This is a genomic window from Streptomyces sp. NPDC048383, assembly GCF_040651775.1.
In the GTDB taxonomy this organism is placed as follows: domain Bacteria; phylum Actinomycetota; class Actinomycetes; order Streptomycetales; family Streptomycetaceae; genus Streptomyces.
In genome coordinates this window covers 33,430-58,393 of the sequence record NZ_JBEZKS010000004.1, presented here as the reverse complement: position 1 = coordinate 58,393, position 24,964 = coordinate 33,430, and the positions used below count along the sequence as shown (strand labels likewise).

Here is a 24,964-nt window from a genome sequence, read left to right as displayed (position 1 = left end):
TTTCCGTTCCCCGCCTCGCCCCTTTCCTCCCCCGTCCCTCCCCGTTCACCGTGCGGCCCGGGCGCGGGGAGGGGCGCCCGGACGCCCCGGGCTACGTCAGCGCGGCCTGGACCGACGCGGCCAGGGCGGTGGCGCCCGCCCCGGTCAGGGGTTTGCCGTCGGCGTCGACGACGTAGACGGTGTCGACGGCGTTGGCGCCCAGGGTGGAGACGTGCGCGCTGCGCACCCGGACGCCGGCCGCGTCCAGGGCCCGGCCGATGCGGTGCAGCAGCCCCACCGCGTCCGGGGCCCGCACCTCCAGGACGGTGGCCAGCGAGGAGACGTCGGGCACGACCGTCACGCGCGGGGGCGGCGGTACGACGCCCCGCCGGCGCGGGTAGGCCGCCTCGCGGTCCGCGAGCTTCGCCGGGACGTCGAGCGAGCCGTCCAGCGCCCGGATCAGGTCGGTCCGCAGCCGGGCCGTTTGGGGCAGCGCCCCGTACTCGGCGGCCACCCGCCAGCGCAGCACCAGGACCTCGCCGGGCAGGTCCGGGAGTTCCAGCGAGCGCAGGTCCGCCGCCCGGACGGTCAGCCGGTGCAGGGCGAGGACCCCGGCGGCGGCCGGGAGCACCCCGGGCTGGTCGGGAAGGGCGAGGACGAGTTCCACCCCGACCGCCTCGTCCTCCTCCTCCCGGGCGCGCAGGGCCAGCACCGGTTCCCCGGTGCGCAGCGCCTCCACCGCCAGCCGTTCCTGTTCGGTGCTCGGGATCTCCGGCTCGCCGGCGGCGGGCGGCGCGCCCCGCAGGACGGCGGCGACCCGCTCCACGAGGTCGGCCACCAGGGAACCCCGCCAGGTGCTCCAGGCGGCGGGGCCCGTCGCGAGGGCGTCGGCCTCGGTCAGGGCGTGCAGGACCTCCAGGGTGCCGAGCGAGCCCAGGGCCGCCGCGACGGAACGGACGGTGGCCGGGTCGTCCAGGTCGCGCCGGGTCGCGGTGTCGATGAGCAGCAGGTGGTGGCGTACGAGGACGGCCAGCACGGCGGCGTCCTCGGCGTCGAAGCCCACCCGGACGGCCATGTCCCGGGCGATGGTCTCGCCGGCCACCGAGTGGTCGCCGGGCCAGCCCTTGCCGATGTCGTGCAGCAGGGCGGCCATGAGCAGCAGGTCGGGGCGGCCGACCCGGCGGGTCAGGGCGGAGGCCCGGACCGCCGTCTCGATCAGGTGCCGGTCCACCGTCCAGGTGTGCACCGGGTTGCGCTGCGGCCGGCACCGCACCCGTTCCCAGTCGGGGAGCAGCCGGGTGATCAGCCCTTCGGCCTCCAGCGCCTCCCACACCCCCACCATCGGCTCGCCCGCGCCGAGCAGGGTCACGAGCTGTTCCCGTGCCTCCGCCGGCCAGGGCACGGGCAGCGGCTTGGCCTGGGCCGCGAGGCGGCGTACGGAGTGCAGGGAGACGGGCAGGCCGGCCTGCGCGGCCGCCGCCCCGAACCGCAGGGGCAGTACGGGGTCCCGGTCGGGCCGGGCGGCCAGGGCCAGTACGGCCTCTCCGTCGGACTCCACGACCCCTTCGGCCAGGGGCGCGCGCTCGGCTGCCGGGACCCCCCGTGTCCCCAGCAGCCCGCGCAGTCGCGGTCGGGCGGCCCGGGCCCGCAGGACCCGGCCGACCTCGCGCCAGGTGACGTCGCCCGCGTAGGCGATGACCCGGGCGGCCTCGTACACCTCGCGGAGCAGGGCGTCGGAGTCCATCAGGCCGAGTCGGGCGGCGACCTGCTCCTGTTCCTGGAGGGCGAGCCGGTCCGTCGCCCGGCCCGTCACCAGGTGCAGCGCGTCCCGCGCGTCCAGCAGTCGGCGCCGGGCCTCGGCCAGTCCCTCGCGCGGGGCGTCGGCCAGCCAGGACGCGGCGACGGCCCGCAGCGCCGTGGCGTCGCGCAGTCCCCCGCGCGCCTCCTTCAGGTCGGGCTCCAGCAGGAAGCGCAGCTCCCCGGACCGGTCGGCCCGCTCGCGGCACAGGGCGTGCAGCTGCGGGAGCCGTTTGGCGGCCTGGTTGCGCCAGTCGGCGAGGACGGAGGTGCGCAGGGCGGCGAGCGGCCCGGCGTCCCCGGCGACGGGCCGGGCGTCGAGCAGTCCGAGGTGCACCTTGAGGTCCTCGGCGGCGGTCCTGCGGGCCTCGGCCGGGGTGCGCACCGAGTGGTCCAGGGCCAGGCCGAGGTCCCACACGGGGTACCAGAGCCGGTCGGCGAGGGCGGCCAGGGCCCGGGGCTGTGCCTTGCCGTCGTGGAGCAGCAGCAGGTCGAGGTCGCTGCGCGGGGACAGCTCCCCCCGTCCGTAGCCGCCGACGGCGACGAGGGAGGCGCCGCGCACGCCGGTCTCGCGCACGGCGGTGGCGAACAGGGCGGTCAGCCATTGGTCGGTGAGTGCGGACAGCGCGGAACGCCGGGACGGCCCGGACCGCGACTCCTCCTGGAGGAGTCGCAGCCGGGCCGCGGCGTAGCCGCTGGGTCCCGCGTCGCCCGGATCGTTGTCCGGACCGGTCGTGGTCGGTTCGACGCTCGTCACCCGCAAGCTCCTGTCACCTGGGCCGTCTAGAGCGCGTCGGCGCCGCGCTCGCCGGTGCGGACCCGGACGACCGAGTCCACGGGGACGCTCCACACTTTGCCGTCACCGATCTTGCCGGTGCTGGCGACCCGCACGATGAGGTCGATCAGTTCCTCGGCGTCGGTGTCCTCGACGAGCACCTCGACGCGGATCTTCGGTACGAGGTCCACGGTGTACTCGGCGCCCCGGTAGACCTCGGTGTGGCCGCGCTGGCGTCCGTATCCGCTGGCCTCCGAGACGGTGAGCCCCTGGACGCCGAACGCCTGGAGGGCTTCCTTGATCTCGTCCAGCTTGTACGGCTTGACGATCGCGGTGATCAGCTTCATGCGTCTACCTTCTTGCTCGCTGCGGCGGTGGGTGCGGGGGCGGTGCGCGTGGCGGTGCCGCCGCCGGCTCCACTGAAGTCGTAGGCGGTCTCGGCGTGCTCGACCTGGTCGATGCCGGAGACCTCGACGTCCTCGCTGACCCGCATCCCCATCGTCCTGTCGAGGAGGAGGGCGAGGATCGCCGATGCGACGAGAGAGTAGGCGAGGACGGCGAAGACGCCGACGGCCTGCTTGCCGAGTTGTTCGAGACCGCCGCCGTAGAAGAGGCCCGCCGCGTCGGACTGCACGCCGCCCGTGGCGAAGAAGCCGACGAGGAGGGAGCCGGCGATGCCGCCGACGAGGTGGACGCCGACCACGTCGAGGGAGTCGTCGTAGCCGAACTTGTACTTGAGGCCGACGGCCATGGCGCACAGGACACCGGCGATGGCGCCGACGGCGATCGCTCCGAGGGGGCTGACGGAGCCGCCCGCCGGGGTGATGGCGACGAGACCGGCGACCGCGCCGGAGGCGGCGCCGAGGGTGGTGAAGGAGCCGTGGCGCAGCTTCTCGTAGGCGAGCCAGGCGAGCATCGCGGCGGCGGTGGCGACCTGGGTGTTGACGAACATGACGGCGCCGACGCCGTCGTCGTTGCCGAGCCAGGATCCGGCGTTGAAGCCGAACCAGCCGAACCACAGCAGGCCGGCGCCGAGCATCACCAGGGGGAGGCTGTGCGGGCGCATCGGGTCCTTCTTGAAGCCGACGCGCTTGCCGATGACGAGGATGACGCCGAGGGCGGCGGCGCCCGCGTTGATGTGGACGGCGGTGCCGCCCGCGAAGTCGATGACGCCGAGTTCGAAGAGCCAGCCGCCGGCGCCCCACACCCAGTGGGCGACGGGGAAGTAGACGACGGTGACCCACAGGACGGTGAACAGGACCCAGGCGCTGAACTTGACGCGGTCGGCGAGGGCGCCGCTGATGAGGGCCGGGGTGATGACGGCGAACATCAGCTGGAAGACGGCGAAGACGTACACGGGGATGGTGTAGCCGTCCCAGAGTTCGGTGATCCCGATGCCGCTGAGGCCGACGTAGTCGGAGTTCCAGCCGATGAGGGAGCCGTGGTCGGTGCCGAAGGCGAGGCTGAAGCCGTAGAGGACCCACAGGATCGTGACGATCCCGAGGCTGATGAAGCTCATCATCAGCATGTTGAGGCTGCTCTTGACGCGGACCATGCCTCCGTAGAAGAAGGCGAGTCCCGGGGTCATCAGCATGACCAGGGCGGAGCAGATGAGCATGAACCCGGTGTTCGCGGCAGACAGCGTCGGGGCGTCTGCCGCGAGGGTCGTGATGGCTGATGCCATCGGCGTCTCCTCGTCGTCGGTACGTTCGCGTGCGGGCGAACGTGAAAACCTGAGCGGCGTTAAGGGGTCCGGCCCGCTGGGGGACTGGCCGGTTAATGGCCCTGAGATTCGCGCAGGCCGGTTTCCGGCGGCACCGCTGGGTGTTTCGCCCCGATGACGAAGAGGTCGGGAGTGTTACGCCTCGATGAACGGATCATGGGGAGGGGCCGGCCGCGGCGGTGACCCGGGAGACCTGGCTGGGGGAGCCTGATCGGGCTTCACGGGGTGACTGCCGCGGCCGGGGCCTTGGGGAGCGGCCGGGAGGGCCGTCAGACGGCCTCGGCCGCTTCGGGGAGGCGGGAGGCGAGGAGGTCGGTCAGCCGGACCACCTCGGCGACGTCGCCGTACTCACGGGCGGCCGTGTCCACGGTCTTGCGCAGCCGGGTGTTCACCCGTTCGGAGCGCACCTTTCGCGCCACGTCGAGGGCCTGGTCGACGAGGACGGTGGCCTGCTCGGGCTCGCGCTGGAGCAGGTGGACGGTGGCCATGCCGATGAGGTTCAGGGCGTACGAGCGCTGGTGCACCTCGTCCTTGGCGAACATCTCGACGGCGCGTTCCATGATGGGTTCGGCGAGCGAGGCGTAGGCGGGGCTGCGGCCGGCGACGTAGGCCAGGTCGCGGTACGAGTGGGAGTTCTCCCCGTTGAGTTCGGCCTCGGAGAAGAAGCGGATCCAGTCGGGCTCGGGCTCCCCGCCGGAGCGGGCGTCGTCGAAGGTGTCCTCGGCCATCCGCACGGCACGCTTGCAGCGGCTGGGCTGGCCCATGTTGGCGTAGGCGCGGGCCTCCATCGCATACAGCATGGCCTGGGTGCGGGGGCCGGCGCAGTCGCGGCTGCCGTACTGCGCGAGGTGGATGAGTTCCAGCGCGTCCTCGGGCCGGCCGAGGTGGATCATCTGGCGGCTCATGCTGGACAGGATGTACGAGCCGAGCGGCTTGTCCCCGCCCTCCTTGGCGGCGTGCAGCGCGAGGACGAAGTACTTCTGGGCGGTGGGGTGCAGGCCGATGTCGTAGCTCATCCAGCCGGCCAGTTCGGCGAGTTCGGCGGCCACCTTGAACAGCCGCTTCATGATCGGGGCGGGGTGGTTCTCCTGGAGGAGGTCGGTGACCTCGTGCAGCTGGCCCACGACGGCCTTGCGGCGCAGTCCGCCACCGCACTGGGCGTCCCACTGGCGGAACATGACGGTGGTGGCTTCGAGGAGGTCGAGTTCCGGTTCGGACAGCCGGGGCGGGCGGTGGCCGGGCTGCGGGGCGAGGTCGCGCGATGCGGGGTCGGCGGCCGGAACGGGGACGAGCCAGCGCTGCATGGGCTCGATGAGGGCGGGGCCGGCCGAGAGCGCGAGCGAGGTACCGAGGAAGCCGCGCCGGGCCAGCATCAGGTCGCTGCGGGAGAACTCGCTGAGCAGTTCCACGGTCTGCGGTCCGGCCCAGGGCAGGTCGACGCCGGAGACGGACGGGGTCTGGTGGGCGGTGCGCAGGCCGAGCTGTTCGATGGCGACGACGGACCCGAAGCGTTCGGAGAACAGCTCGGAGAGGATGCGCGGCACGGGTTCGCGCGGCTGCTCCCCGTCCAGCCAGCGGCGGACCCGTGAGGTGTCCGTGCTGATGTGGTGGGCGCCCATCTGGCGGGCCCGACGGTTGACCTGGCGGGCGAGTTCGCCCTTCGACCAGCCGCTGCGGACGAACCACGAGGTCAGCTGCACATTGCGGTCAGCGGACTCGTCGACCGTTCCGCTCGCGCCGTTGCCGCTCACTGGAACGCCCCCATCCGCATCGCTTCTCCACACGAACCCTGGCCGTCCCGGCCCGGACCGCCGGGGACCTTCACAGGTCCTCCACGGATTGCCTCCGGCATACCCACGGTCGGGTCCGCCTTCGGGTTCGTGCACCGAAAGTAATCCTACGATCACCCCCAGCGCGAGGTCGATTCCAGAAACGCCACCATTCGCCACCCCTTCGAATGAACTCGCCACCGGCCAGGCGCGATTCACTTGACACGAAGGCGGAACGGAATGGTTGGTCGGGAGTGCGCTCGGGGCGCGCGCGGCGAGGAGTGCGCCGGGCGGGTCCGACCGGAGGACGCGACGCACCCGACCGCCGCAAGGTGCCGCCGATGTCGTAACCACCGGCGCGTCCGACCCGTTGGAGGGGGCATGGGCATGGGCTTCACGATCGGCGGCAGCCGCGGCACCAAGGAGTTCCGTACCGGCGCCCGGCGCCGCGGCCGGACCTCGGAGTGCACGACGGTGGCGGAGTACACGGGACTGTGGGGCTGGGACGTGAGGCCCGGCGCCAGGGCCGCCGGTCCCACCCGCGACTGCTCCTGCGGTCATACGAACTGCGGTGCGCCGGGGGCGCATCCGCTGGACTTCGCTCCCACCGTCGCCGCGGGCGCCACCCTGGACGAGGTCACGAAGGTGTGGGGCGAGTACCCCGGCGCGGCGATCATGCTCCCGGTCGGCCGTGCCTTCGACGTCATCGAGGTCTCCGCGGAAGCGGGCCGGCGGGCCCTGGTCCGGCTGGAGCGGATGGGCCTGCCGCTGGGGCCGGTCACGGCCACCCCGAACGGTCGCGCGCAGTTCTTCGTGGCCCCCGGCGCCGCCGCCGAGCTGCCGCAGCTGCTGTACCGGATGGGCTGGGACGACGCCGATCTGGACCTGCGCGCCCTGGGCCCGGGCGCCTTCCTGACCGCCCCGCCCTCCGACCACGCGGGCCTCGGTCCGGCCGACTGGCTGCGCCGGCCCGCGCTGGACTGTGCGGGCGGCCCGCCGCAGGCCCGGCTGCTGCTGGGCACCCTGGCCTACATCTGCCACCGCTTCCGGCGCTGACGTCCCCGTACGCGATGGTGCCCCCCGGTCCGAGCGGACCGGGGGGCACCATCGCGTGCGGGGACGTGCTCTCAGTCGCCGATCAGGGCGTCGACGAACGCCTCGGGCTCGAAGGGCGCCAGGTCGTCCGGGCCCTCACCGAGGCCGATGAGCTTGACCGGGACGCCCAGCGCGCGCTGGACGGCGATGACGATGCCACCCTTGGCGGTGCCGTCGAGCTTGGTCAGGACGATGCCGGTGATGTCCACGACCTCGGCGAAGACGCGGGCCTGCGTCAGGCCGTTCTGGCCGGTGGTCGCGTCGAGGACGAGCAGGATCTCATCCAGCGGGCCGTGCTTCTCCACGACGCGCTTGACCTTGCCGAGCTCGTCCATGAGGCCGGTCTTGGTGTGGAGCCGGCCGGCGGTGTCGATGAGCACCACGTCGGCGCCCTCGGCGATGCCCTCCTTGACCGCGTCGTAGGCGATCGACGCCGGGTCGCCGCCCTCGGGGCCGCGCACGGTGCGCGCCCCGACCCGCTCGCCCCAGGTCTGGAGCTGGTCGGCGGCGGCCGCGCGGAAGGTGTCGGCGGCGCCGAGGACCACGCTGCGGCCGTCCGCGACGAGGACCCGGGCCAGCTTGCCGGTGGTGGTGGTCTTGCCGGTGCCGTTGACGCCGACGACCATCACGACGGCCGGGGTGTCGACGCCGCTCTCGGTCTTCACGGCGCGGTCGAAGTCGGTGCCGAGCAGGGCCACCAGCTCTTCCTTGAGCAGGGCGCGCAGCTCGGCGGGGGTGCGGGTGCCGAGCACCTTGACCCGCTCGCGGAGCCGGTCGACCAGCTCCTGGGTCGGCGCGACGCCCACGTCGGCGATGAGGAGGGTCTCCTCGATCTCCTCCCAGGTGTCCTCGTCGAGGTGCTCGCGCGAGAGCAGCGTGAGCAGCCCCTTGCCGAGGGAGTTCTGTGAACGGGCGAGTCGCGCGCGCAGCCGGACCAGGCGGCCGGCGGTGGGCTCGGGCACCTCGATCTCGGGGGCGGCGGGCGCCTCGACGACCGGATCCTCGACCGCGACCGGGGAGGCGAGGGCAGCCTCGGCGTCGGGGAGGTCGACCTCCTCGATGGTGCGGCGCGGCTCTTGCGCCGTCGGTGCGGCGTCCTCCCCCACCTGCGGCTCGGCGGGCGGGGCAGTGATGGTCGGCGTGCTCGGCGGCGCCGTGGGGGGCAGCTGCTTCTTCTTGCGGCTGCTGACCACGAGCCCGCTGATCGCGCCGACCGCGACCAGGGCGATGACTACAGCAAGGATCAGGATTTCCATAACAGGGTCAGTATGCGCGACCGCGTCCGCGGCGGTCCGTCGGTCCCGCCCGGGCGTTTTCGGCCCTTCCCCCTTGAGCACTAAGCAGTTGTTTGGGCTTTTCGCGAGGAATCCATGATGATGGTCGGATTACCCTCCCTGCCCCCACGGAGTAGCGCATGCCTGCCGAGACCGTCGACGGCGCGATGACCGCCCCGACCGAGACCGCGGTCGAGACCCGCGGCCTGGAGCCCGTACCGGACGGCGAGCGCACCGGCCGCGTGCGCGAGCTCGTCCCCACCTGGGTCGCCGCGAACATCAGCGTGCTGCTGCTCACCATGGGCGCCGGGCTCGTGATCCTGAACGGGCTGAACATCTGGCAGGTGCTGGTCGTGGCGATCGCCGCGCCCGTGATCTCGTACGGGCTCGTCGGGCTGATCTCCATCGCGGGCAAGCGCGGCGGGGCGCCCGGCATGGCCCTCTCACGGGCCGTCTTCGGGCAGCGGGGCAACCTGTTCCCGGGCGCGCTGATCTGGGTGGCCCGGTGGGGTTGGGAGACCATCAACGCCGTCAGCGGGGCCTACGCCGTGCTGACCGTCCTGGACCTGCTCTTCGGGATCCGGAGCAACACCCCGCTGATCATCCTCACCCTGCTCCTCTTCGTGGGCTGCACCTTCGTGGTGTCCGGGCTCGGCATCAACGCGCTGCGCGTCTGCTCCACCTGGTCGACGTACCTGTTCGGCGGCTTCAGCGTGCTCGTGCTCGGCTACCTGCTGTTCACCACCGACTGGTCGGCCGTCTTCGACAAGCCGGCCGGCTCCACGGCGATGATGATCGCGGGCATCGGCACCATCGCGGCGGGCGGCATCAGCTGGGTGCCCTCCGGCCCGGACTTCACCCGGTACCTCCCGCGCACCGCCTCCTCGCGGGGCATGGTCGGCGCGACGATCGGCGGCGCGGGCGTCGTGGTGCTGCCGATGGTCCTGATGGGCGCCGTGATGGCCGTCGGTACGCCGGACCTGGCCACCGCCCAGGACCCGGTCTCCTTCATCGGCGAGCTGCTGCCGATCTGGCTGGCGGTCCCCTACCTGCTCATCGCGCTGATCGGGATGCTGCTGATCAACTCGATGTCCATGTACTCGGCCGGTTTCACCGCGCAGACGCTCGGCATCAAGGTCCCGCGCGCCTGGGCGGTCAGCGTCAACGCCGTCATCAGCCTGGTCTTCGGCTTCCTGCTGATGGTCGTGGCCACGAGCTTCTTCGGCTCGTTCATCTCCTTCCTGACGCTGCTGGCGGTGGCCTTCTCCGCGTGGATCGGCGTGTTCGGCGTGGACATGCTGCGCCGCCGGACGTACGACGGTGCCGCGCTCCTGGACACCACGCCCACCAGCGCCTACTGGTACCGCGGCGGGTTCGCCTGGCAAGCCATGACGGCCTGGGCCCTCGCCCTGGTGACGGGCCTGCTGTTCACCAAGGTGGACTGGTTCGGCGGCCCGCTGGCTTCCACCTGGATCGGGCAGAACGGCTTGGGCTGGGTGACCGGCATCGTGACGTCCGGCGTGCTGTACGCCGTCCTGCCGCGCACGGCGCCGGTCGAGCCGGCACCCGCCCCCGCCGAGGGCGGGGCGCCGGTGGGAACCCTGTCCAACTGACGCAACGTCAGCTAACGTCCCCCTTCGCCCGCCCACCCACCTCCGGCGAAGGGGGACTCCTCCATGCCCATCACCGTGGCCCGGTTCAACCTGGTCGACCCGAACGGCACCCCCGAGACCCTCTCCGCCCGCTACCGGGCGGCGCTGGAGATGGCCGTCTACGCGGACGGGCACGGCATCGACACCCTCCAGACCGAGGAGCACCACGGCACCGCGAACAACTGGATGCCCTCGCCCTTCACCTTCGCGGGCGCGGTCCTCGGCGCGACCCGCCGGCTCACGGTCACCGTCTCAGCGATCATCGGCCCGCTGCACGACCCACTGAAGGTCGCCGAGGACATCGCCGTCCTGGACCTGCTCAGCGGCGGACGCCTGGTCACCGTCGCGGGGATCGGCTACCGGCCCGAGGAGTACGAGCAGCACGGCGTGGAGTGGGGCCGGCGCGGCAAGCTGCAGGACGAGTTGCTGGAGGCCCTGCTGAAGGCGTGGACCGGCGAGCCGTTCACCTTCCGCGGCAGGACCGTACGGGTCACCCCGCGCCCCCTGAGCCGGCCGCACCCGCTGCTCCTGGTGGGCGGCAGCTCGCAGGCGGCGGCCCGGCGCGCGGCCCGGCTGGGGTTGCCCTTCTTCCCGAGCGCGCACCTGCCGGAGCTGGAGACGTACTACCTGACGAAGCTCGCGGAGTACGGCACGGAGGGGTTCTGCATGATGCCCGCGGCCGTGACCCCGCTGCTGCACATCGCCGAGGACCCGGACCGGGCGTGGGCCGAGTACGGCGGGCACTTCCTGCACGAGGCCGCGACGTACGCCTCCTGGCAGTCCAAGGACATCCGCAGCGCGGTGCGCTCGGGCGCGCGCACGGTCGAGGAGCTCCGCGCGGAGGGGGTGTACCGGATCCTGAGCCCGGAGCAGGCGGTGGACTTCGCTCGGGACGCGGGCGAGGCGGGGAACCTGGTGCTGCACCCGTTGTGCGGGGGGATGCCGCTGGAGGAGGGTCGGCGCAGCCTCCAGTTGCTGTGCGAACGGGTACTGCCCCGGCTCAAGGACTGAGCCGGGGCAGCGCCGCAGGAGGAGAGGGGGTGGTGGCGGGGATGATTACCCCATCTCCTCCAACGCCTTGCCCTTGGTCTCCGGCACCCATTTGAGGATGAAGGGGATCGAGAGCACGGCGAAGACCGCGTAGATGACGTAGGCGCCGGACAGGTTCCAGTCCGACAGGGTCGGGAACGACACCGTGATGACCCAGTTGGCGATCCACTGCGCGGCGGCGGCCACACCGAGGGCCGCGGCGCGGATCCGGCCGGGGAACATCTCGCCGAGCAGCACCCAGACCACCACGCCCCAGGACAGGGCGAAGAAGAGGACGAAGCAGTTGGCGGCGATGAGGGCGACGAGGCCCTGCGTGTGCGGCAGGGCGATGTCGCCGCCGCTGGTGTCCTTGTAGGAGAAGGCCCACGCGGCGAGCGCGAGGGAGATCGCCATGCCGACGGAGCCGATGAGGGCCAGCGGCTTGCGGCCGATCCGGTCGACGAGCAGCATCGCGATCACCGTACCGATGATGTTCACGACGGACGTCTCGAAGGAGTACAGGAACGAGGAGCTGGGGTCGATGCCGACCGACTGCCACAGCGAGGAGCTGTAGTAGAAGATCACGTTGATGCCGACGAGCTGCTGGAACACGGAGAGGCCGATACCGATCCAGACGATCGGCAGGAAGCCGAAGCCGCCACCGAGCAGGTCCTTGAACGTCGACTTCTGCTCCGAGTGGATGGCGTTGTCGATCTCGCGCACCCGGGCGTCCGCGTCGATCCCCTCGCCCTCGACCTCGCGCAGGACCGTCTTGGCCTTGTCCATCTTGCCGACGGACACCAGGAAGCGCGGGGACTCGGGGATCGCGAACGACAGCAGGCCGTAGAGCACGGCCGGGACGACCATCACGCCGAGCATCCACTGCCAGGCTTCCAGCCCGCCGAGCTCGCCGCGCTGGTCGCCGTCGGCGAGGTTGAGGATGCCCCAGTTGACCAGCTGCGAGATGGCGATGCCGATGACGATGGCGGCCTGCTGGAAGGAGGCGAGCCGGCCGCGGTAGGCGGGCGGGGACACCTCGGCGATGTAGGCGGGGCCGATCACCGAGGCCATGCCGATGCCGAAGCCGCCGATGACGCGCCACAGGGCGAGGTCCCAGAGGGCGAACGGCAGGGCGGAGCCGATGGCGCTCGCGGTGAAGAGGACCGCGGCGATCTGCATGCAGCGGATTCGGCCGATCCGGTCGGCGATGCGGCCGGCCGTGGCCGCGCCGAGGGCGCAGCCGATGAGCGCGGCGGCGATCACCTGGGCGAGGGTGCCGGAACCGACGTCGAAACGGTCGCGGATCGCCTCGACGGCGCCGTTGATGACGGAACTGTCGTAGCCGAAGAGGAATCCGCCCATGGCCGCGGCCGCGGTGATGAAGATGACGTGCCCGAGGTGCTCGGGCTGCGGCGAGCCGCCGCCCGGCGCGGGTGCCTTCGCTGTGCTGCTGGTCAAGGTGCGCTCCGTGGGGGTTTTGTCCGTTCTCCTAGTGGCGCACAGGTCAAGATCGGGCACCACCCGAAGTCGGGGGACAGCGGAGCGAGCCTATGTGTTCATTTTCTGAAGTCAAGAGGCGGGTGCAAAGGTCCGATGGACTACAGGCTCGCTACTTGAGTTAACTTCTTGAAGGTTTGAGATCAGGGACCGGAACTCAACGCAACCGCTGGCTGATCACCTTGGATACCCCGTCCCCCTGCATCGACACTCCGTAGAGCGCGTCCGCGACCTCCATCGTCCGCTTCTGGTGCGTGATGACGATCAGCTGGGAGCTCTCCTGGAGCTCCACCATGATGCGGATCAGACGTTGCAGGTTGGTGTCGTCCAGCGCCGCCTCGACCTCGTCCATCACGTAGAACGGACTGGGGCGCGCCTTGAAGATGGAGACCAGCAACGCCACGGCCGTCAGCGATCGCTCGCCGCCGGACAGCAGCGACAGCCGCTTGACCTTCTTGCCCGGCGGCCGGGCCTCCACGTCCACCCCGGTCGTCAGCATGTTGCTCGGGTCGGTGAGGATCAGCCGGCCCTCGCCGCCGGGGAACAGCCGCGAGAACACCCCCTCGAACTCCCGGGCGGTATCCCGGTAGGCCTCCGTGAATACCTGCTCGACGCGCTGGTCGACCTCCTTCACGACTTGAAGGAGGTCGGTCCGGGTCTTGCGCAGGTCCTCCAGCTGCTCGCTGAGGAACCGGTGGCGCTCCTCCAGCGCCGCGAACTCCTCCAGCGCGAGCGGGTTGACCTTGCCGAGCTGCTGGTACGCACGCTCCGCCGCGCGCAGCCGCTTCTCCTGCTGCGCCCGTACGAAGGGTCCGGGCAGCCGGCGCGGATCCTGCGGATCCCCACCCTCCGCGACGGGGCCGGCCGTGCCGCCCTCCCCCTCGGCGGGCAGGGACGGCGGGACGGGCTGGTCGGGTCCGTACTCCGCCACCAGGGCGACCGGGTCCACGCCCAGCTCCTCCAGGGCCCGCGTCTCCAACTGCTCGATCCGCAGCCGCTTCTCCGCGCCGAGCACCTCGCCCCGGTGCACCGAGTCGGTCAGCTTGTCCAGTTCGCCCTTGAGGTCACGCCCCCGACCGCGGGCCTCCCCGAGCTCCCGCTCGCGCAACCCCTTCGCCCGTTCGGCGGCCGCCCGCTCCTGCTCCGCCCGGCCGATCGACACCTCCAGGTGCGCCAGCAGCTGCCGCGCCCCGTCGGCCACGGCCCGGGCCACCTCGGCCTCGTGGCGCAGCCGGGCGCGGCGCCGCTCCGCCCGCGCCCGGGCCTCGCGTTCGGCTCTGGCCCCCCGGTCGAGGGCGTCCGCGCGCCCGGCCAGGCCCTTGACCCGCTCCTCGTGGGTGCGCAGCTGGAGCCGGGCCTCCATCTCGGTCTGCCGGGCGTTCGCCCCGTCGGCGGCGAGCCGGTCCCGCGCCGCGGTGTCGGGCTCCTCCTCCGCCGGCAGCTCCTGCGCCACCGCGAGCCGCTCCGCGCACTCCTCCACGTCGATCCGCGCCCGCTCCAGCGCCTCCTGCGCGGTGGCCGCCGCCTGGGCGCTGCGTTCGGCCTCGCCGAGGGCCCCCTTCGCCTGCCCGGCGAGGCGCCCGAGCTGCTGCGCGACCCCGGCGCGCGCCTGCTCGCCCGCGCGGCGCCGCTCGGCGAGTTCATCGGCCCGGGCCGCCGCCCCGGTACGCCGCTCCCGGGCTCCGTCCTGCGCCCCGGCCAGCTCGCGGCACCGCTCGTCCAGCCGGTCCAGCTCCGCCGCCGCCTCGTCGACGGCGGCCTGTACCTCGATCAGGCTCGGAGCCCCCGCCGAGCCGCCGTGCGCGGCGTGCGCCCCGAGTACGTCGCCCTCCGCGGTCACCGCCACCAGGTGCGGATGCTCCGTCACGACGGCCTCGGCCTCCTCCAGGGTCCCGACCACCACGTGGTCCCGCAGCACCCAGGCGGCGGCCCGCCGCACCTCGGCGTCCCCGCCGACCAGGGCCGCGGCCTCCCGCCACGGCGGCGCCAGCACCCCGACGGCCGTCCGGGCGTCGGCCCCGCCCCGCGCCGCACCCGCCTCGGCGGCGACGCTGCGGTCCCGGCCCGGCGCCGGATGCGGAACCCCGCCGGGGGCCGGACGGGGGCTGCCGACACCGTTCGCCCCACAGCCGTTCGCGCCCGCCGCCCCGGCCGGCGGCGGGGTGATCAGGAAGCCCGCCCGGCCCCCGTCCGTGTCGCGGAGGAGGCGGATGGCCTGCGCCGCAGCCCCCGGTGAGTCCACCGCCAGCGCGTCGGCCGCGACCCCGAGCGCCGCGGCCACCGCGACCTCGTACCCCGGCGTCACCGTCAGGCGCTCCGCCGCCGGGCCGAACAGCCCGGACAGCTTCTCGCGCGCCGCGAGCAGCGCCCCCGTACCGTCCTTGCGGCGCAGCCCCAGCGCGAGGGCGTCCCGGCGCGCCGAGACCGCCGCGCGGGAGCGTTCCGCCGCGGTCGACGCCTCCCGGGCCACCCCGAGCGCGGCCTCGGCCGCGACCAGTTCGGCGCGGGCCTCCTCGTACGCGCCCTCCGCCCCGGGGTCCTCCAGCGCGCCGACCTCCTCGGCCAGGGCCTCGTACTCCTCCCGGGCCGCCACCGCCCGGGCCTGCGCGCCGTCCCGGGCCGCCACCAGCCGGTCGATCTCCGCCTGGGCGGCGCCCGCCCGGGAGCGCGCCGCACCGAGGCGCCCGGTCAGCCGGGCGAGTTCCTCGCGCCGGTCGGCGATCGCCCGGGCCGCGTCCCGCAGCCGGCGTTCCTCCGCGGCGAGCGCCCGTTCCAGCTCGGCACGGTGCTCGGAGGTGTCCTCCAGCGCCCGTTCGGCGGCCTCCAGCGCGGCCGTCAGCTCCGCCTCCTGCTCGCGGATCCGTTCGGCCTCCTTCTCCATGTCCTGCGGGTCCCGGCCGCGCCGTTCCTCCTCCACCGGGGCCGTCGCGCTCCTGACCCGGGCGTCGGCGAGCGAGGCGGTTCCCCGGACCCGTTCGGCGAGCTGCGCCAATTCGTGCCAGGTCTGCTGGGCGCGCTGGAGCCGGGGCGAGAGCTCCCGTACGGCCTGTTCCAGCTCGGCCTCCCGACGCAGGGCAGCGGCGAGGTCCCGTTCCGCCGATTCCTTGCGCTCCTTGAGCGCCGCCTCGTCGGCGAGCTCGGCGTCCAGCGCGCCCCGCAGCGTCATGAGGTCGTCGGCGAGCAGCCGCAGCCGCGCGTCGCGCAGGTCGGCCTGGATCACGGCGGCCTGCCGGGCCACCGCGGCCTGCCGTCCGAGCGGCTTGAGCCGGCGCCGCAGTTCGTCGGTGAGGTCCTGCACCCGCGCGAGATTGGCCTGCATCGCGTCGAGCTTGCGCAGCGCCTTCTCCTTGCGCTTGCGGTGCTTCAGCACGCCCGCCGCCTCCTCGATGAAGGCGCGGCGGCCCATGGGATCGGCGTGCAGCACGGAGTCCAGCTGCCCCTGCCCGACGATGACGTGCATCTCGCGGCCGATGCCGGAGTCGGAGAGCAGCTCCTGGATGTCGAGGAGCCGGCAGGTGTCCCCGTTGATCTGGTACTCGCTGCTGCCGCCGCGGAACATGATCCGCGTGATGGTGACCTCGGCGTACTCGATCGGCAGCGCGCCGTCAGAGTTGTCGATCGTCAGGGAGACCTCGGCGCGGCCGAGCGGCGGGCGGCCGGTGGTGCCGGCGAAGATGACGTCTTCCATCTTGCCGCCGCGCAGGGACTTGGCTCCCTGCTCCCCCATGACCCACGACAGCGCGTCCACCACGTTGGACTTGCCGGAACCGTTCGGGCCGACGACGCAGGTGATCCCCGGTTCGAAGCGCAGGGTGGTCGCGGAGGCAAATGATTTGAAGCCGCGCAGGGTCAGGGACTTGAGGTGCACGCCGCCGGACTCTACCTTTCGCGTCCGGTTTCACCCATGAAGGTGCAGGGCAGATCGGACGCCGAAGGACGCGGCCCCCCGCCCGGCCCAACGCACGTCCGACGGCGAAGTCGGAACGCGAAGGGCCGAGGACGGGGCCGCCGGCGGGCCGCCGAGGAACGGAGGGGGCGGCGGGTGAAAGAAAGAAGGGACGCCGGAGCGTCCCTTGCAGATCATGCGGGGCTGGAGTTGCGACGGGTGAGCGCGGATCAGGTGAGCGCAGGCTCCGCCTGGGGTACGTCGAGGTCGATGCTGTCGAGCAGCGAGTCTCCGTGCTGAGCGGCGGCCGCGTTCAGTGCGTCATTCTCGGACTGGATTCGTCCGAGCTCGGACTCGAGGTCCTGGACGCGCTGCTGAAGCCGTCGCATCTCGGCGAGGAGTCGCGGGTCGGAACCGCCGACGTAACCGAGAAGCGCCTTTGCCATGATGGATGGTCCTCCACACTGAGTGACCGACCGAGAGCGGTGTGGGTCGTGAGGGAATCGCACCCGCGGATGTCCGGCAGCGACTGACAGCCACTGCGCTTACTACTGCCAACACTGCCAAACAGCTCAGGTGCGCGGGGCTTCCAGCGTCTCACCAAAAAGTTTGACGGTCAACACGATCACGCCCCGTATCGGCGGGCGGCCCGGTCCGCACAAGGGGCGCGGAGATCATCCTCGTCTCCGAGCCTTCCACGGATCGGCGCCCACGGCAACGCGTCGGCGATGAATGCGCAGATCCGACCAGGTGCGCGCGACCCCGGGATCTGATCAGTTCATGATCAGTCGAAAGATCAACGGATTCCGAACCCGTCGTAACCGCCGCGGGGCGTGCCCCAGATCTCCGTCACTCCGTCCACCCTCCCGGGCGTGTCGGCGGAGCCGAGCCACTCCAGCAGCCGGTGGCAATTCTCACGTTGACCTTCCGCCACGACCTGGACCCTGCCGTCGTCCAGATTGAGGGCGAATCCGACCATGCCGCCGATCTCCAGAGCATTCGCCCTGGTGAACCAACGGAAGCCCACTCCCTGTACACGGCCGCGCACCCAGGCGGTCAGCCGGACCTCTTCATCCATGCGTGAACGCTAACGGGGCAAACACTTTCGGGTCACATCGCCCCCTCCCGTCATGGACTACAGTCCCCCACCAATGCCTCACCCGTTCGGGTGAGTTTGGGTTGATCTTGCCAGGAAGGGCGAGCCGCCGATGGGACGCCACCGACTCCACGCCGCACCGCCCCGCCGCGGCGTCACGCGCCGCACGGCCGTACGCACCGGCCTGCTCGGCGTCTCGGTGGCCGTGGCCCTCGGCACCGCGGCCGTCACGACCGGCTTCGTCCCGGTCGGCGGGTCGTTCCCTTACGTGGGCCCCGGCGCCGACCGGTCCGAGACGAAGGCCAAGCCGGTCGCGAGCGCGGAGCGGACGCCGGAGCGGCAGGGCGGGCTGGCCGGCCTGTCGGGTCGCGCCTCGTCGGCCCCCGCCGGCAAGGGCGGCGTGACCAGCCCGCCTACCCCTGCCGACACTTCGGCCTCGCCGTCCCCGTCGGGCTCGACCTCCGCCTCGCCGTCCCCGTCGGCTTCGGCCCCGTCCCCGTCCTCGGCAGCCCCTTCGCCCTCCCCCTCCACCAAGGAACCGGAGCGGACGCCCGCCCCGCCGGCCCCCAAGCCGCCGGCGCCCAAGCCCGTGGCGCCCGAGCCGCCGGCGCCCAAGCCCGCGGAACCCGAGCCGCCGACCCCCAAGCCCGTGGCGCCCAAGCCCGCGGAACCCGAGCCGCCGGCCCCGAAGCCGACCACCGCCAAGCCCACCGCCCCCACGCCCGACGACGGCCACAACGCCGAGGAGGCGGCCGTCCTCACCCTGGTGAACCAGGAGCGCGCGATGGCGGGCTGCGGACCGGTCCGGGCGAACCCGCCGCTGGCCGCGCTGGCCGGAGCCTTCAGCAAGGACATGGCGGTCCGGGGCTTCTTCGACCACACCGACCCGGACGGGAACACCCCCTGGACGCGGGCCGACCGGGCCGGGATCTCGGGCATGGGCGGCGAGAACATCGCGCGCGGCCAGGGTGACGCCGACGCCGTGATGAAGGCCTGGATGAACAGCCCGGGCCACAAGGCGAACATACTCAACTGCGAATTCCGCACCCTGGGCGTCGGCGTGTACGTCGCGTCCGGCGGCCCCTGGTGGACCCAGGACTTCGGCTTCTAGAAGCCCTCGCCCGATCAGACGGCGGCGGTCGCCGACAGCGCCGCCCGGCCCGCCACGATCACACGGGTGTGGTCGGCGACGCGGCGGCCGAGGTGCTCGGCCGTAGCGAGGTCTGCCTTGTGCACGCCTTCCGGACCCTCGTCGGAGTTGGTCTGGGCCGCGGCGCCGGAGAAGAAGCCGAGACGGTTCAGGTCGAACTCGGAGCCCGTGGTCGAGTTCCAGCCGGGCTTGAGGCCCAGGTTGACCCAGCTCATGCCGTGCTGCGCGGCGAGCGTCTGGAAGAACTGCAGGGTGTGCAGCTTGTCGCCGCTCTTGGAGCCGGAGTTGGTGAAGCCGGCGGCGACCTTGTCCTGCCAGACGTCGCCGAACCAACGCTTCGAGGTGGCCTCGGCGAAGACGTGGAAGGCGCCGGAGGCGGTGCCCATGTAGGTCGGGGAGCCGAAGACGATGGCGTCGGAGCCGTCGAGCAGCTCCCATTCGGCTTCGCCGATCCCGTCGACGTTGATCAGGTGGACCGTCGCGCCGGCCGCGGCGGCTCCCGCCCGGACGGCCTCGGCGACGACCGCCGTGTGCCCGTAGCCGGAGTGGTAGGCGATCGACACGACGGGTGCGGGGGTGACTGCGGACATGACTGTTCTCCTCAGGAGCGGTGCGGTGGGTGGCGCGGTGCGACGAGAGAAAGAAAAGCACTAACTTTTCGAAAGCGCAAGCAGACAGTTAGCGCTGCCCGGCGGTACGCTTGTGCGTATGGAGACACCTGTCTGTACCGAGGCCGCCGGCGCGGACCTGCCGTTCGACGTCTTCGCGCGCGCCTGTCCGTCCCGGGAAACCCTGGAGCACGTCACCGGCCGTTGGGGCAGCCTGACGGTCGGCGCCCTGCGCGAAGGGCCCTGCCGCTTCAACGAGTTGCGCCGCCGGGTCGACGGGGTGAGCGAGAAGATGCTCTCGCAGACCCTGCACGCGCTGGAACGCGACGGCATCGTGCACCGCGAGGCGCAGCCGACCAACCCGCCGCGCGTCGACTACGAGCTCACGGCGCTCGGCCGTGAGGTCGCGGACCGACTGCTCGCGCTCATCCACTTCCTCGAAGGCAGCATGGACCAGGTCATGGTCTCCCGCGGCGCCTACGACTCCGAGCGCGGCGGCCGCTGACAGCGCGGGCAGAAGTAGCTGGACCGGTTCATCCAGGCCCGGCGCCTCATGGGCGTGCCGCATCGGCGGCAGGGTTCACCCTCCCGGCCGTACGCGTCGAGCGAGCGGTCGAAGTAGCCCGACTCGCCGTTCACGTTGACGTACAGGCTGTCGAAGCTGGTCCCGCCGACGGCGAGCGCGGCGTTCATGACGTCCCGTACGTGGGTCAGGAGTTCCGTGCTCCGGGGGCGCGTCAGCGTGCCGGTGGGGCGCTCGTAGTGCAGCTTCGCGCGCCACAGCGCCTCGTCGGCGTAGATGTTGCCGACCCCGCTGATCAGCGACTGGTCCAGCAGGGCCCGCTTCACGGTGGTGCGCTTGGCGCGCAGCGCGAGGTGGTAGGCCGCTTCCTCGAAGAGCGGGTCCAGCGGGTCGCGCGCGATGTGCGCGATGACGTCGGGCAGCCCCTCGGCGCCGTCGCCGACGATCTCGTGCAGGGACAGCCCGCCGAAGGTGCGCTGGTCGACGAAGCGCAGCTCGGTGGCGGCGTCGTCGGCGAAGCGGACCCGGATGCGCAGGTGCTTCTCGTCGGGGGCGTCGGCAGGCTGCACCAGCAGCTGCCCGCTCATCCCGAGGTGGCCGAGTACGGAGAGGTCCCCGCCCTCCAGCGGCAGCCACAGGTACTTGCCGCGCCGCCGCGGCACCCCGATCGTCCGGCCGGCCAGGCGCGCGGCGAAATCGGCGCCGCCGGCGAGGTGGCGGCGTACCGCGCGGGGGTGCAGCACTTCCACGGACGCGACGGTCCGCCCGGCCACCCATCGCTCCAGCCCGCGCCGCACCACTTCGACTTCGGGCAGCTCGGGCACGGCGTTCTCCTCCGGAGATCCACGGACTGGGGGCTCCGGCGAGCCTACCGGCCTCCCCGTCCCGCCCGGAAAGTGATCCGGAAACAGCCCCCGGAAACGGATCCGCCCGCCTCCTGCCGGGGCAGGGGGCGGGCGGGGAAACACCCGAAGGGGCGGTGCCGTCAGGCGCCCGGCGTCGGTTCGGCGGGCGTCGGCGCCCCGTCGTCCTCGGCCGCAGCGGCGGCGGGCATCGCGACGGGCGCGGCGGCCGCCGCGATCCGCTCGTCCGCCGCGCCACGGATCCCGCGCCAGGCGGACTCCGCTGCCTGCTGTTCCGCTTCCTTCTTGCTGCGGCCGGTGCCGGTGCCGTACGAGACACCACCGACGCGGGCAGCAGCGGTAAAGGTCTTTTCGTGGTCCGGTCCGGTCTCGGTCACCAGATATTCCGGTACGCCGAGGCCTTCAGCCGCCGTGAGCTCCTGGAGACTGGTCTTCCAGTCCAGGCCGGCCCCGAGGTTGGAGGACTTCTCGATGAGCGGGTCGAAGAGCCGGTGAACCAGCTCCGAGGCCGCGTCGAGGCCCTGATCGAGGTAGACCGCGCCGATCACCGCTTCAAGGGTGTCGGCGAGGATGGAGGCCTTGTCCCGGCCACCCGTGCCCTCTTCGCCCCGGCCGAGCCGGATGAAGGAGCCGAGTTCGAGGCCGCGCCCCACCTCCGCCAGCGCACGCGAGTTGACCACCGCGGCCCGCAATTTGGCCAGCTGGCCTTCAGGCAGGTCGGGGTGGGTGGTGTACAGCGTGTCCGTGACCACCAGGCCCAGCACGGAGTCCCCGAGGAACTCCAGGCGTTCGTTGGTGGGCAGACCGCCGTTCTCGTACGCGTACGAACGGTGGGTCAGCGCACGCACCAGAAGGGCGGACTCGAGTTGGTACCCGAGCCGCCCTTCCAGAAGCGTGTGGGACGAGGCCGCGTTCTTACTGTCTGCCTGCTTCTCAGCGTTGGACAGCTCAGACATTGCGCCTCTCACCAGCCGCTCAGACCTCGAGGACCTGGCGCTTGTTGTAGGTGCCGCAGCTCGGGCACGCAATGTGCTGGAGCTTCGGCTCCTGGCAACGCTCACACGAAACCAGGGTGGGGACCGCAGCCTTCCACTGCGACCGGCGGTGGCGCGTGTTGCTGCGCGACATCTTCCGCTTCGGAACAGCCACGGCTACTTCTCCTGCTTCTCGGCGGCGCCCTGAACTCCGTCAGAGGCAGTGCCGCTCATGTTGTCCTTCTCGTCGTCCTGATCGGTCACGACGAGTCCCTGCAATGCCGCCCAACGGATGTCGACGGCGTCATGGTGGTGGTCCGGGTCGTCGTTCAGGCTGAGCCCGCAATCGGGGCACAGTCCGAGACAGTCCTCCCGGCACACCGGCTGCATGGGCAGTGCGAGCACCACCACATCGCGCAGCACGGGTTCGAGGTCGAACAAGCCGTCCTCGAGGAAGAGAGTGTCCTCGTCGTCCTCGGCGTCGTCGGCCGGCTCCGCCTTGGAGCGGGTCCGGTCGTCGGCGTCAGGGTACGAGAACATCTCCTGGAAGTCCGCCTTGAGCTCACGCTCGACGGTCTCCAGACACCTTACGCACTCCCCCACGGCCGATGCACGGGCGGTGCCTGTGACAAGCACCCCTTCCATGACCGACTCCAGGCGGAGCTTGAGCTTCATCGGGGTGCCTTCCGGCACTCCGATGACACCGGCGAGACCGAAGTCCGCCGGGGTCGCGATCTCACGGGACAGCCGCTGCATGGCACCCGGACGCCGACCCAGTTCGTGCGTGTCGAACACGAGGGGGTCGCGGTGGTCAAGGCGGGTATTCAGGGCCGTTCCTGCTTTCACGGATCGTTGAAGATCAAACACCTGCCGCACAAGCGGGAACCGCTTACGGGCAGCATGGATCGCGGTGCATACGCGCGACCGAAGTGCCAGGATACCCGGCGACGCGCCCTGGACCCAATCCGGGCTAGCGCCCCTGTTCGTACGGGCGCAGCTGGTCCAGGTTGATCATGCCCGTGTCGAAGAAGCTGGTCTCGTCGAGCGCCGGCTGCCGCGCTTGCGGCTGCTGCGGCTGCTGGTACGCCGCGTACGGGTCGGGTTGCTGCCCGCCGCCGTACGGATCGACGTACGCGGGCTGCTGCTGCGTGCCGTACGCCTGCCCCCCGTAGGGGTCCTGGTAGCCGTACGCGTCCTGCTGCGCGGCCACCGGCTGCGGGTAGTAGGCCTCGTACGCGGGCTCCGGCTGCGCCTGCGCCGGGATCGGAACGTGCGCCGGGGCCGGTTCGGCCAGGCCCGCCAGGAAGTCCGCGTCGCTCGACGGGCGTCCCGCCCGGCCCCCGACGGCGTCCTGGGCGGCCACGTGGGCCCCGAGGTCGTCGCTCCGGCCCCGGCCCTGGAGCTTCTGGCGGCCCCGACCGACGGCCTCCAGGGTCTTGGCGAGCACCGCCTCGAAGGTCGCCAGTTTCGTGTCGACGTACGCGTCCGCCTGCTCGCGCTGCGTGCGCGGGTCCTCGCTGCGCTCGGGGGCGTCCGCGTCGTCCGGGTGTTCCCGGCCGTGGCCGGGGCCGCGGCCCAACAGCTTCTCCCGGCCGCGGTCCACCGCGCCGATGGTCTTGCCGAGGACGACCTCGAAGTTGGCGAGCTTGCTGTCGACGTAGTCGTCCGCCTCGGCCCTGATCTCCTCGGCCTCGCGGCGGGCGTCCGCCAGGATCCGGTCCGCCTCGGCCTGCGAGCGGCGGGCGACCTCGGTGTCGGCGATCAGCGCGCCCCGCTGGGCGTGCGCGGATCCGATGATCCGCTCCGCCTCCCGGCGGGCCTCCTCGACCATCTGCTCCCGGCCGCCGAGGAGCTCGCGCGCCTGGGCGAGGGAGCCGGGCAGGGCCTGGCGCAACTCGTCGAGTCGGGCGAGGAGCTCGGTGCGGTTGAGCACGCAGGAGGCCGACATGGGCATGGACCGGGCGGCGCCGACGGCCGCGACGATCTCGTCCAGCTTCTTCTGTACGTCCATGGGGGCTCGCACTCTCTGCCCCGGGCCGGTGCCGGGACGGACGGGACGGCTGAGGAGACGACTGTAGGGCCACCGGACCGGCGGGCGACGCGGACCGGGGAACCCCGGTCCGGCCGCCGCCCGGTCACTTGGAGCCGAGTCGCTCGATCAGCGCCGCGTGCACGTGCGCGGGGAGCAGGTGGGCGACGTCGCCACCCCAGGCCGCGACCTCCTTGACCAGGGAGGACGACAGGAAGCTGTAGGTCGGGTTGGTCGGCACGAACAGCGTTTCGACTCCCGACAGGCCCATGTTCATCTGGGCCATCTGGAGTTCGTAGTCGAAGTCGCTGACCGCGCGCAGGCCCTTGACGATGGCCGGGATGTCCCGCTGCTTGCAGAAGTCGACGAGCAGCCCGTGGAAGGACTCGACCTCGATGTTCCCGTAGTCGGCGGTCGCCTCGCGGATGAGTTCGATCCGCTCCTCGACGGTGAAGAGGCCCTGCTTGGACTGGTTGATCATCACGGCGACGTGGACCACGTCGTAGAGCCGGGAGGCCCGGCCGATGATGTCGAGGTGTCCGTTGGTGATGGGGTCGAACGACCCCGGACAGACGGCGCGGCGCAACTGAAGTCCCTCGCTCTCCCGTGCGGGCATCATGAATCTTCGCTGGTGAAGGCGGCGCGACCGTACCAAAGCGTGCCCTCGCCGTACTTGCGCGAGCGGAGCGGCTCGAAGCCCTCGGGCCACGGGAACGCACCGCTCCTCGTACTGCGCTCCACGGTGACGAGCGCATCGTCGGTGAGCCAGCCATTGGACCGGAGTGTGAGCAGGATCTCGCCAAGATCGCCGTGCTCGACGGCGTACGGGGGGTCCAGGAAGACGATGTCGTACGGGTCCCCCTGCGCGGTGGCCGCGACGATCTGCTCCGCCTTGCCCGGGCGGAACTCGGCGCCGGGCAGTCCCAGGGTCGTGATGTTCTGTCGGATGGCCTGGGAGGCCTTGGCGTCGGCCTCGACGAGCAGGGCGTGGGCCGCGCCCCGGGAGAGGGCTTCCAGGCCCACGGCGCCGGAGCCGCCGTAGAGGTCGAGCACCCGGGCGCCCTCCAGGCCGTGCAGCGACTCCCAGGTGGAGAAGAGCCCCTCGCGCATCCGGTCGGAGGTGGGGCGGGTGCCGGTGCCGGGCGGCACGGTCAGCCGCCGCCCGCCGGCGGTGCCGGCGATCACGCGGGTCATCTGGGGTCCTTCGCTGGGGTGGGCGGGATGTCGGTCTCCCGCCCCACGATA

At 72.1% G+C, this 24,964-nt stretch carries 22 protein-coding genes; 5 read left to right on the top strand and 17 right to left on the bottom strand.

The genetic code is table 11. From position 1 onward, the window contains the following. Positions 1–91: 91 nt before the first annotated feature. From AB0D46_RS05100 to AB0D46_RS05085, 4 genes are all read right to left on the bottom strand, one after another. Positions 92–2,533 carry a [protein-PII] uridylyltransferase gene (locus AB0D46_RS05100; protein ID WP_362875887.1) on the bottom strand — a complete coding sequence of 814 codons (2,442 nt, stop codon included), beginning with the start codon at positions 2,531–2,533 and terminating at the stop codon, positions 92–94. 26 nt (positions 2,534–2,559) lie between these two features. Then, the gene (locus AB0D46_RS05095; protein WP_362875886.1) at positions 2,560–2,898 is read right to left on the bottom strand and encodes a P-II family nitrogen regulator; all 339 of its coding nucleotides are present in this window, start codon (positions 2,896–2,898) and stop codon (positions 2,560–2,562) included. Beyond that, on the bottom strand, positions 2,895–4,235 hold the full coding sequence (locus tag AB0D46_RS05090; protein ID WP_362875885.1) for an ammonium transporter: 1,341 nt from the start codon (positions 4,233–4,235) through the stop codon (positions 2,895–2,897). Before AB0D46_RS05090 ends, AB0D46_RS05095 begins: the two co-directional genes overlap by 4 nt. Before the next feature lie 308 nt (positions 4,236–4,543). Continuing rightward, complete coding sequence (locus tag AB0D46_RS05085) at positions 4,544–6,025, bottom strand: hypothetical protein (protein ID WP_362875884.1); 1,482 nt, start codon at positions 6,023–6,025, stop codon at positions 4,544–4,546. Positions 6,026–6,430: 405 nt separating this feature from the next. On the opposite strand from AB0D46_RS05085, the gene AB0D46_RS05080 reads away from it, so the two are divergent. After that, the gene (locus tag AB0D46_RS05080; protein ID WP_362875883.1) at positions 6,431–7,099 is read left to right on the top strand and encodes a bifunctional DNA primase/polymerase; all 669 of its coding nucleotides are present in this window, start codon (positions 6,431–6,433) and stop codon (positions 7,097–7,099) included. 71 nt (positions 7,100–7,170) lie between these two features. On the opposite strand, the gene ftsY is transcribed toward AB0D46_RS05080, so the two are convergent. After that, positions 7,171–8,394 carry a signal recognition particle-docking protein FtsY gene (gene ftsY / locus AB0D46_RS05075; protein WP_362875882.1) on the bottom strand — a complete coding sequence of 408 codons (1,224 nt, stop codon included), beginning with the start codon at positions 8,392–8,394 and terminating at the stop codon, positions 7,171–7,173. A 158-nt stretch (positions 8,395–8,552) separates the two neighbouring features. Here ftsY and AB0D46_RS05070 point away from each other — a divergent pair, with 158 nt between their 5' ends. Further along, on the top strand, positions 8,553–10,025 hold the full coding sequence (locus AB0D46_RS05070; RefSeq protein ID WP_362875881.1) for a cytosine permease: 1,473 nt from the start codon (positions 8,553–8,555) through the stop codon (positions 10,023–10,025). A 63-nt stretch (positions 10,026–10,088) separates the two neighbouring features. Next, positions 10,089–11,075 carry an LLM class flavin-dependent oxidoreductase gene (locus tag AB0D46_RS05065; RefSeq protein WP_362875880.1) on the top strand — a complete coding sequence of 329 codons (987 nt, stop codon included), beginning with the start codon at positions 10,089–10,091 and terminating at the stop codon, positions 11,073–11,075. A 45-nt stretch (positions 11,076–11,120) separates the two neighbouring features. Here the strand turns inward: AB0D46_RS05065 and AB0D46_RS05060 are convergent, their stop codons facing one another. The 4 genes from AB0D46_RS05060 to AB0D46_RS05045 all read right to left on the bottom strand — a co-directional run bounded on the left by AB0D46_RS05060 (position 11,121) and on the right by AB0D46_RS05045 (position 17,554). Further along, a complete protein-coding gene (locus tag AB0D46_RS05060) occupies positions 11,121–12,551 on the bottom strand; it encodes a sugar porter family MFS transporter (RefSeq protein WP_362875879.1) in 1,431 nt (476 codons plus the stop codon). 196 nt (positions 12,552–12,747) lie between these two features. Continuing rightward, a complete protein-coding gene (locus AB0D46_RS05055; RefSeq protein ID WP_362875878.1) occupies positions 12,748–16,458 on the bottom strand; it encodes an AAA family ATPase in 3,711 nt (1,236 codons plus the stop codon). Positions 16,459–16,706: 248 nt separating this feature from the next. Further along, positions 16,707–16,922 carry a hypothetical protein gene (locus tag AB0D46_RS05050; protein ID WP_030227372.1) on the bottom strand — a complete coding sequence of 72 codons (216 nt, stop codon included), beginning with the start codon at positions 16,920–16,922 and terminating at the stop codon, positions 16,707–16,709. Between the two features lie 350 nt (positions 16,923–17,272). Further along, on the bottom strand, positions 17,273–17,554 hold the full coding sequence (locus tag AB0D46_RS05045; protein ID WP_362875877.1) for an acylphosphatase: 282 nt from the start codon (positions 17,552–17,554) through the stop codon (positions 17,273–17,275). Positions 17,555–17,684: 130 nt separating this feature from the next. On the opposite strand from AB0D46_RS05045, the gene AB0D46_RS05040 reads away from it, so the two are divergent. Then, positions 17,685–18,683, top strand: a complete 999-nt coding sequence (locus AB0D46_RS05040) for a CAP domain-containing protein (protein ID WP_362875876.1) — start codon at positions 17,685–17,687, stop codon at positions 18,681–18,683. A 14-nt stretch (positions 18,684–18,697) separates the two neighbouring features. Here the strand turns inward: AB0D46_RS05040 and AB0D46_RS05035 are convergent, their stop codons facing one another. Next, entirely contained in the window at positions 18,698–19,312 is a 615-nt protein-coding gene (locus tag AB0D46_RS05035; RefSeq protein ID WP_362875875.1) for a flavodoxin family protein, read from the bottom strand. A gap of 118 nt (positions 19,313–19,430) precedes the next feature. Here AB0D46_RS05035 and AB0D46_RS05030 point away from each other — a divergent pair, with 118 nt between their 5' ends. Then, a complete protein-coding gene (locus AB0D46_RS05030) occupies positions 19,431–19,835 on the top strand; it encodes a helix-turn-helix domain-containing protein (RefSeq protein WP_362875874.1) in 405 nt (134 codons plus the stop codon). On the opposite strand, the gene mutM is transcribed toward AB0D46_RS05030, so the two are convergent. The 7 genes from mutM to rsmD all read right to left on the bottom strand — a co-directional run bounded on the left by mutM (position 19,808) and on the right by rsmD (position 24,913). Continuing rightward, on the bottom strand, positions 19,808–20,677 hold the full coding sequence (gene mutM, locus AB0D46_RS05025) for a bifunctional DNA-formamidopyrimidine glycosylase/DNA-(apurinic or apyrimidinic site) lyase (RefSeq protein WP_362875873.1): 870 nt from the start codon (positions 20,675–20,677) through the stop codon (positions 19,808–19,810). The genes AB0D46_RS05030 and mutM overlap by 28 nt on opposite strands. A gap of 161 nt (positions 20,678–20,838) precedes the next feature. Further along, positions 20,839–21,672: a ribonuclease III gene (gene rnc, locus AB0D46_RS05020; RefSeq protein ID WP_362875872.1), complete on the bottom strand. Its 834-nt coding sequence runs from the start codon at positions 21,670–21,672 to the stop codon at positions 20,839–20,841. Between the two features lie 19 nt (positions 21,673–21,691). Then, on the bottom strand, positions 21,692–21,865 hold the full coding sequence (gene rpmF / locus AB0D46_RS05015; RefSeq protein ID WP_003965982.1) for a 50S ribosomal protein L32: 174 nt from the start codon (positions 21,863–21,865) through the stop codon (positions 21,692–21,694). A 2-nt stretch (positions 21,866–21,867) separates the two neighbouring features. After that, on the bottom strand, positions 21,868–22,557 hold the full coding sequence (locus AB0D46_RS05010; RefSeq protein WP_362875977.1) for a DUF177 domain-containing protein: 690 nt from the start codon (positions 22,555–22,557) through the stop codon (positions 21,868–21,870). 103 nt (positions 22,558–22,660) lie between these two features. Then, complete coding sequence (locus AB0D46_RS05005; protein WP_362875871.1) at positions 22,661–23,701, bottom strand: ATP synthase F0 subunit B; 1,041 nt, start codon at positions 23,699–23,701, stop codon at positions 22,661–22,663. A 124-nt stretch (positions 23,702–23,825) separates the two neighbouring features. Next, positions 23,826–24,305: a pantetheine-phosphate adenylyltransferase gene (gene coaD / locus AB0D46_RS05000; protein ID WP_281206353.1), complete on the bottom strand. Its 480-nt coding sequence runs from the start codon at positions 24,303–24,305 to the stop codon at positions 23,826–23,828. A gap of 29 nt (positions 24,306–24,334) precedes the next feature. After that, positions 24,335–24,913 (bottom strand): 16S rRNA (guanine(966)-N(2))-methyltransferase RsmD, encoded by a 579-nt coding sequence (gene rsmD, locus AB0D46_RS04995; protein ID WP_362875870.1) that lies wholly within the window; start codon positions 24,911–24,913, stop codon positions 24,335–24,337. Positions 24,914–24,964: the final 51 nt, after the last annotated feature.